This is a genomic window from Cyanobium sp. NIVA-CYA 375 (assembly GCF_056108345.1).
This window is the reverse complement of the sequence record NZ_JBSYHW010000096.1, coordinates 1-6838: the sequence shown is the minus strand read 5'-3', so window position 1 is coordinate 6838 and position 6838 is coordinate 1. Positions and strand designations below refer to the sequence as shown.

The 6838-nt window shown below is 62.3% G+C and carries 7 protein-coding genes; 5 read left to right on the top strand and 2 right to left on the bottom strand.

Going from position 1 to position 6838, the window contains the following annotated elements:
• From AC01FP_RS15310 to AC01FP_RS15295, 4 genes are all read left to right on the top strand, one after another.
• On the top strand, positions 1-1234 hold a 1234-nt coding region (locus tag AC01FP_RS15310; protein ID WP_474481536.1), incomplete at its 5' end, for a tetratricopeptide repeat protein.
• Between the two features lie 344 nt (positions 1235-1578).
• Positions 1579-2262, top strand: coding sequence for a calcium-binding protein (locus AC01FP_RS15305; RefSeq protein WP_474481535.1), 684 nt, complete (start codon positions 1579-1581; stop codon positions 2260-2262).
• Positions 2263-2292: 30 nt separating this feature from the next.
• Entirely contained in the window at positions 2293-4863 is a 2571-nt protein-coding gene (locus tag AC01FP_RS15300) for a glycosyltransferase (protein WP_474481533.1), read from the top strand.
• Positions 4860-5660 carry a hypothetical protein gene (locus tag AC01FP_RS15295; RefSeq protein ID WP_474481531.1) on the top strand — a complete coding sequence of 267 codons (801 nt, stop codon included), beginning with the start codon at positions 4860-4862 and terminating at the stop codon, positions 5658-5660. The genes AC01FP_RS15300 and AC01FP_RS15295 overlap by 4 nt, the downstream gene beginning before the upstream one ends.
• Here AC01FP_RS15295 and AC01FP_RS15290 read toward each other — a convergent pair.
• Both AC01FP_RS15290 and AC01FP_RS15285 read right to left on the bottom strand, forming a co-directional pair.
• The gene (locus tag AC01FP_RS15290; RefSeq protein ID WP_474481529.1) at positions 5641-5847 is read right to left on the bottom strand and encodes a hypothetical protein; all 207 of its coding nucleotides are present in this window, start codon (positions 5845-5847) and stop codon (positions 5641-5643) included. The genes AC01FP_RS15295 and AC01FP_RS15290 overlap by 20 nt on opposite strands.
• A 55-nt stretch (positions 5848-5902) precedes the next feature.
• Positions 5903-6553, bottom strand: coding sequence for a sulfotransferase family protein (locus AC01FP_RS15285; protein WP_474481527.1), 651 nt, complete (start codon positions 6551-6553; stop codon positions 5903-5905).
• Between the two features lie 105 nt (positions 6554-6658).
• On the opposite strand from AC01FP_RS15285, the gene AC01FP_RS15280 reads away from it, so the two are divergent.
• On the top strand, positions 6659-6838 hold a 180-nt coding region (locus tag AC01FP_RS15280), incomplete at its 3' end, for a hypothetical protein (protein WP_474481525.1).

The following is a 6838-nucleotide window of genomic DNA, read 5'->3' as shown; positions in this document are numbered from 1 at the left end:
CGTGGATGCCAATCGGAATGGGCCTACCTCGGTGGATCCCGACGCCATCTCGGATTTATGTGAGCAGCTGGCGAACAGCTTGCTAGGGATTGGTGCAACCGGTCCGGCTGCCCGCTGGCGCACCCTTTCGATTGTGGTCCCCAGCCTCACCCAACTAGCCCCTGCCCTTGACCACACACGCCAAGAATTGCGAGTTCTTGGCCTCAGCCAGCCCAGCGACCCTGCAGAGCAGCAGGCTGGTCAACTGCCTCAGGATCTGCTGGCAGTTGCTCATCGGGCGCTCGAGGGGGAGGCAGAGCTTCCCCATGCTGGGCTGGTCGCAGATTTGGCCCGCTGCCTGTTGGCAGCGGGGGATGGTGCCGCAGCCCTTGCCCTGCTGGAGCGCCAGGCCAGAAACAGTGAGCTGCGCCCGGAGCACTGCAATGCGGTCGCGTCGCTGCTGTTGCAGCTGGGACAGAGTTGGCAGGCCGAACGCTGGCTCTGCACCAGCCTTACCCAAAACCGCCGTCAGCCCAGGCCCTGGTTTCAGCTGGCCCGGCTGTTGCTGGATCAGGGAGTATTAGATGAAGCGCTCGAAGCGGTGCAGCAGGGCCTGAGTATTGATCCAGACAGCGATTGGGGGCGCAATTTACGTGCACGCATCCTCCTGACAGGGGGGAGCTGGCGCAGCTACGACAGCCTGGTTGCCAACGCCGACGCCCTGCCAGCCAATCAGCCAGCCAAGCTGGAACTGCAGCGGCTGCGCGGGCGCTGGGCCCGTGGCGGTTTCGGCTCAGGTTCACCGCTGTCACTTCCTTTGCCACAGCGGCTTCAGCTGCGGCGCCTGTTGCCGGCGGAGGGTCTGGTGGTGTTGCTGCACGGCCACCATGCCGATCCGCTCTGCTGGCTACTAGAGCAGGGCGTGCTGAGCGTGGGGATGGCAGTGCAGCCCCTGGCCAGCCGCGAACCACTGCTTATGGCCGAGAAGCTTGCTAAGGTTGGCTTTCGTGCCCGCAGCGAACAACCTGCCGCCCTAATGAAACAGCTAGCCGCTGAGACCGGGGACCCAGTGGAACTGATGGTGCTGCAACGACCCTGGAGTGCCAGCTTGCCGATCAGCCTCGGCGGCCTGCTGTCAAGGGTGAAGTGCCTGCTCAGCCCAGCAGGCCTGCTGGCACCGCAGCAGTTCGCTCCCCTGGTGACTTGGCAGGGCTGGCAACTACTTGCCAATCTGTCACCCAGAAAACCCGGATGATATTCACGGAATTGCCCAGAGCAATAACTGTCACAGCTGACTCCCTTTCAAGGTATCCGATATCACCAAAAAAGTAATGTCAGCATTTGCAAGCGGGAGTGCGTTGAGAGCCATGATCATTGTGGTAAATTTCTTGGGTAGCTGAGATTTAGGAACAAATGTCTTTCATTGCTCCGCCTTCTAGCACAATATGGGATTTGCCTGGCCAAACTCCGGCGTCTACTCCTGTCTTTACAGGCGACGACCCCACCCAGGTTGATGGCAGTTTACCTGTACAAGTTGGTGGCGTTGGAAATACTTGGGCTACTACCACTGCTCCGGCTGGCACAGTTTTCCAAGTGGTCTTGAGCGGTCAGAGCAATACGCTTAACGTCGGTGAAGGTGAAGTTGAAATTCAATCAATCGGTGGCGGTGGCAACATTGTCGAAGCAGTTCAGGTATTGGGTGATGGCACTAAAATAATTAGTACTGGTAACTTCGGTCAAGAAGGTGGTGCAGAGTTTACCACTACTGTCAACGAAAATGCTGTAACAACTGGAGATCTCATAGGAGAAAGTTCAACCATTAGTAGTGTGGCAGGAGGTTTATCTCCTGCAGGTGGCCTTTATTCCTATGCAGTTGGCGGCACTGCCGACGACTTGCTATATGGAAGCTCTTTCAGCGATTTTCTTCGCGGCGGAGCTGGCAATGACACGATCTTTGCCTACGGCGGCAATGATCTCGTTCGAGGTGGTGCAGGCTCAGATGAAATTACGCTTGGAACTGGCAACGACACGCTTTATTACACCTTTGATCAGCTTCAGGATGGCGATATTGATACCGTAACTGACTTCAATGCTCATGCAGGTGAGACTGATATTCTTGCAATACAGGCTGATCGTGTGGGTGGTGCTGACAATTTCGGTAGTTTCGGCGGCTTTGGTACTAACTCCCTCGCCATTACAGATTCAGTAGATGGCAGCGTTACCACTGTGCAGGCCCAAGCTGGATACGCATGGAAACAAGAAGATATTTTCTTTGTGGTTTGACCTGAGGCAGATCCAGCCTTGATCCCTTCTATGGCATCAAGCTGGTATCAAGTCGAAGTGAGGTTGCCTGAGTGCCCTTGCGGCCTGCCTCTTCAGCTCAGCTTCAACCTCATTGACGCCAGCTCAGCCACCTACACCATCCGCTTGGCCGTTCAAGCCAGCGGTGGTTTTGTGGTGCTGCCTCTCAACGCAGAACCGCTGACCACTGAGGCCCAGCTGGCTGATCAACCAGCCAACGGCGCCAAGCTCTGCTGGAGGGCAATCTCGCCGCGGCTGGCCAAGCTGGCCATGGCTCGCCAGCTGTGCGCAGAGGATCCGGCCACCCTGTTCTTGGATGCTTTTGCGCTGCTTCACCAGCTCGAGCAACTAACTCCTGAGCAGGCTCTTGATCGCCTCTGGCATCGCTATTCAGCCTGGTTGGCAGATCGTCCAACTCCGCTGCGGGCACCCGGCTGGCTGGAGGGCCGCCCGCTCGCCGATGGCGACTTTCAGCCCCCGCCCAGCCAGGCCTCGATCGCCCGCATCCGTGCCCTGAGGGCCCTGCTGCTGGAGCAGCCTCGGCCCCAGCGGCGCCTGAGCGTGGTGGTGCCGATTTACGGCGAAGAGGCCGTTACCTTGCGTTGTCTGGCCAGCTTGCTGCAGGAGCAACTGGGCGCACCAGCAGCCACTGCAGAGCTCGAGATTCTCTGTATCGATGATGCCTCCCCCGCCGGCTCCCTCGACCAGCTCGCCGCCCTGGTGGCCGAATGCGGCGATGGCCTGTTGCAGTTGGTGCGTCAACCCGAAAACCTCGGTTATCTGCGCAGCTGCAACCACGGCGCCAGCCTCGCCTCGGGTGAACTGATCTGCTTCCTGAACAACGACACCGTCGTTACGCCCGGCTGGCTCAGCGAGTTGATCAAAACCCTGGAGGGGTTTCCAGACTCCGGCCTGGTTGGGCCCATGCTTATTTATCCCGATGGCCGCCTCCAGGAAGCTGGCGGCATTGTTTGGCGCGACGGCAGTGCCTGGAATTACGGTCGCGACGGCGATGCTGATGATCCGGCCTACGGCTTCTGCCGCGACGTTGATTACATCTCCGGAGCCTGCCTGCTAATGCGCACGGAGCTGTTTCGCCGCATCGGTGGTTTTGACAACCGTTACGCCCCGGCCTATTACGAAGACACCGATCTGGCGATGGCGGTGCGAGACCTCGGCTATCGGGTGCTGATGCAGCCCCTCGCCAAAGTGATCCACTACGAGGGTATCTCCAGCGGCCGCGATCACGACAGTGGCCCCAAGCGCTTTCAGGAGCGCAACGCCCGGCTGTTCTGCAGCAAGTGGCAGCGACAGCTACAGAGCCATGCTGAAAACGGCACTGCCGTTTGGCACGAGCGCAATCGCGCTCGGGTGGGTCGAATATTGGTCATGGAGGCCAGCCTGCCCACCCCCGACCGCGATGCCGGCTCCCTGTACATCTTCAACCTGCTCAACGATTTGCTCGCCCTGGGCTGGGATGTCAGCTACCTCCCGGCCGACAACCTGCTCTGGCAGCCCGATTACGGCATCCCCCTGCAAAGGCTCGGTGTGGAGGTACTCGTGCACCCCTGGGTGGCGTCTGTAGACCAGCTGCTTGAGCAGCGCGGCGATCACTACGAAGCGATCCTGATCGCCCGACCCGAGGTGGCCGACCGCTGGCTTGAAGCGATCAAGACCCACGCACCCCTAGCCCGCCTCCTTTACTACACCCACGATCTGCACCACCTACGCATGGAGCGGCAGCGCGCCATCCAGCCCGAGGCCGTCAGCCCCGAGGCAATCGAGCGCATGCGCCGCTGTGAGCAGCGCATCCTTGACGTGGTGGATGGGGTGCTCTATCTCAGCGATGACGAACAGCGCCAAGCCGTGGAGCGCCTGCGCCCCCGCGCCGCCGGTTTCGTGCTACCGCCCCGGGTGCGCCGCGAGGCCCAGTCCCAGTCCTTTCATGGCCGTCAGGGGGTGGTGTTCCTCGGCGGTTTTGCCCATCCGCCAAACACCGATGCCGTGCTCTGGTATGCGCAGGAGGTGCTGCCGCTACTGCGGCAGCAGGCCGATTCCGCCGCCGTGCCTCACCTGCACGTGGTGGGTGTCAACCCGCCGCCGGCAATCCTGGCCCTCGCTGGCGATGGGGTGACGGTGCACGGCTACGTGGCCAACCTGGCACCCCTGCTCGGCCGCCTGCGCCTCGGTATCGCGCCGCTGCGCTTTGGTGCCGGCGTCAAGGGCAAGATGCTCACCACCATGGCTGCTGGTCTGCCGCTGGTGGCCACCAGCGTGGCAGCCGAGGGGCTCGGCTTGCGCGATGGTCTCACCGTGCGCCTGGCCGATGATCCAAAGACTTTCGCCGCTGCCGTGATCGCCCTCCACTCTTCCGCCGAGCTCTGGGAGCGCCAGGTGGAGGCGGCCAGCGCCCATCTCGAGGCCGGCTGGGGCGCCAGCGTGGTGCGCGAGCGGCTGGCCCAAGCGCTCCATGGCGTGGGTTTGCCGGTGGCACCCGTGGCCCGGCCCCTGCCCGAGGAGCACTGGCCGCTGCCCCTCGGTGCCGGGCCCGAAGGCCTGCTTGCCTTCTACAACATCCGATGAACGCTGCCGCGCCGGGCGTGTGGATCCCGCTCAACCAGCTTCTAACCCTGCCCCTGCCGGCCGAGCCCCTTGCCAGCCTCTGGCGTGAGCTGCTCCGCGCCCTGCCCGCCGAGGCAAGCCGCGAACGCCTGGCCTTGGAGCAGGCGCTTCAGGGCCATGAGCTGCGGCGGCTTGAAGCCCGCTTTGACGCCGGCGAGATCGAGGCGGGTTTCAGCCTGCTGGATGGGCTCGCCCCCGACCTCGAGCCCGAGCTATTGGCCGAGCTACTCAGCCGCCTGATGCCCAGCCTGCATCACGCCCTGGTGGAGCTGGCCGGGCCCAATCCGGCGCAGGAGGTGCTGAAAGACCCGGTGCGGGCCGATCGGCTTTGGTTGGCTGATCAGTGGATGCGGCGGCTGGAGGCGCTGCCCCGGGTCGAATCCAGTCGACTCGTGGTGATGGCAGAGCAGCTCTGCCGGCACGGTGCAATCGCCTGGATGGACCAACCCGGCTCTGCCAGCCGCTGGCGGGCGGTGACGCTGCTGCAACGTTTGCTGGTCCTGCGGCCCCAGGCTCGCAACTGGGTGGTGCCCGCCATTCGCGAGCGACTGCTGCAGGGAATGAACGAACTGGAGCAGGAGGGAGCACTGGCCGATCCCCAGTGCCTTTCGCTCCTGGTGGAAGCCTGTGCTGCCCTGGGAGCCGATCCAGACTTGCCACAACAGAACAGGCAGGCCCTCGAGTTGGCCGTGTTCCGCGGCCGGGCCGCTCTTGACATCTGGCAGAACTTGGACCAGTTCAGCTTTGTTGCTCCCTGAGCGCCCGCTGCAGTTGCTGCAGCAGGCTGGCCTGCAGCAGGTGCTCCAGCTGCTCGACTTCAGCACCGTCGCGAGCGGCCTGCATCAGGGCTAGTGCCGCCTGCTGCCGCAGCACCTGTCCCTGAAAGTCTGGAGTTAGCCGGGCCAACTGGTCAGCGGCCTGATCGATCCATTCTTCTGCGCCCATCTGCATCATTGCCCCCGAAAGATCATGGTTTGGAAGCCATAAGGTTTTGAAGCCATCAGGTTTTTGAAGCCAGCTTGGTCCACTGATCGTTGGGTTTGAGCTGCACGGAGGGCGGGTGCTGGCGCAGGGCGGAGCAGCGCCCGTGGAATTCCGCCAACCGGTCGCTGAGATCAGGGATGGCGGCGAGGTGCTCCTCCAACCGGGTGGCGGCGCGGCCATAAAGGTTTGCATCCAGCTCGGTGATCTCCAGCAGCCGATCTGGGGGCAGTGCCTCCGGCTGCTCGCTGCTGGAGCGGAGGTCTTCTGTGATGTTCAAGCGTTGGGGATAGGCCAAATTCCTGGGGCAATCGAGCTGCTCAAGCTGATACTCGAGCGCCACGATCGATTCGTCGTAACGCTCAACCAGGCCCACGAAAAGGTCCCTCCGGGTCAGGTCGATCAGCTCGGGGCGCGCCGCCCAGCCCTTCTGCAGGCGCCAATTCTCGGGCTCCTGCGGTGAGAGATGGCGCGTCTGGTAGTTGGCAAGGGGGCCGCGGCAGAACTGGTCGATGTATTGCCGGAAGGAGATGGCGTCGATGCTGCCCTGCTTGTGCAGCTGAAAGCGGTAGGCAGAAGAGAGCCGGGCCAGCGGCTCCCGCAGGAAGGCCACCTTGATCCGAGCCAGTGCCCCGGGCGGCGGCATCGTGATCAGGTGAGAGGTGATCATCGGCGGGCATTCTTCTGCCGCGGCAACGTGCTCCCTTACCCGCTCCCACGGCAGCCGCTGGTTTGAGGCCTCCGACTCCACATAGGCCACACCGGCTTGACTGGCATGCTCCAGCGACCAGATGAAGGTGGAACCGGCGCATTTGAATCCGTGCAGATGCAAAAGATCAACAAGGTTGCCGTCCGAGCCGGATCTGGACTTTCCAACAGCGGTGACTTTCAGGAAAGTTGTCACTCCTTGGCTGCCATTCAGGCGGCCTTGATTAAGGGTAGCGCCATGAGCGGA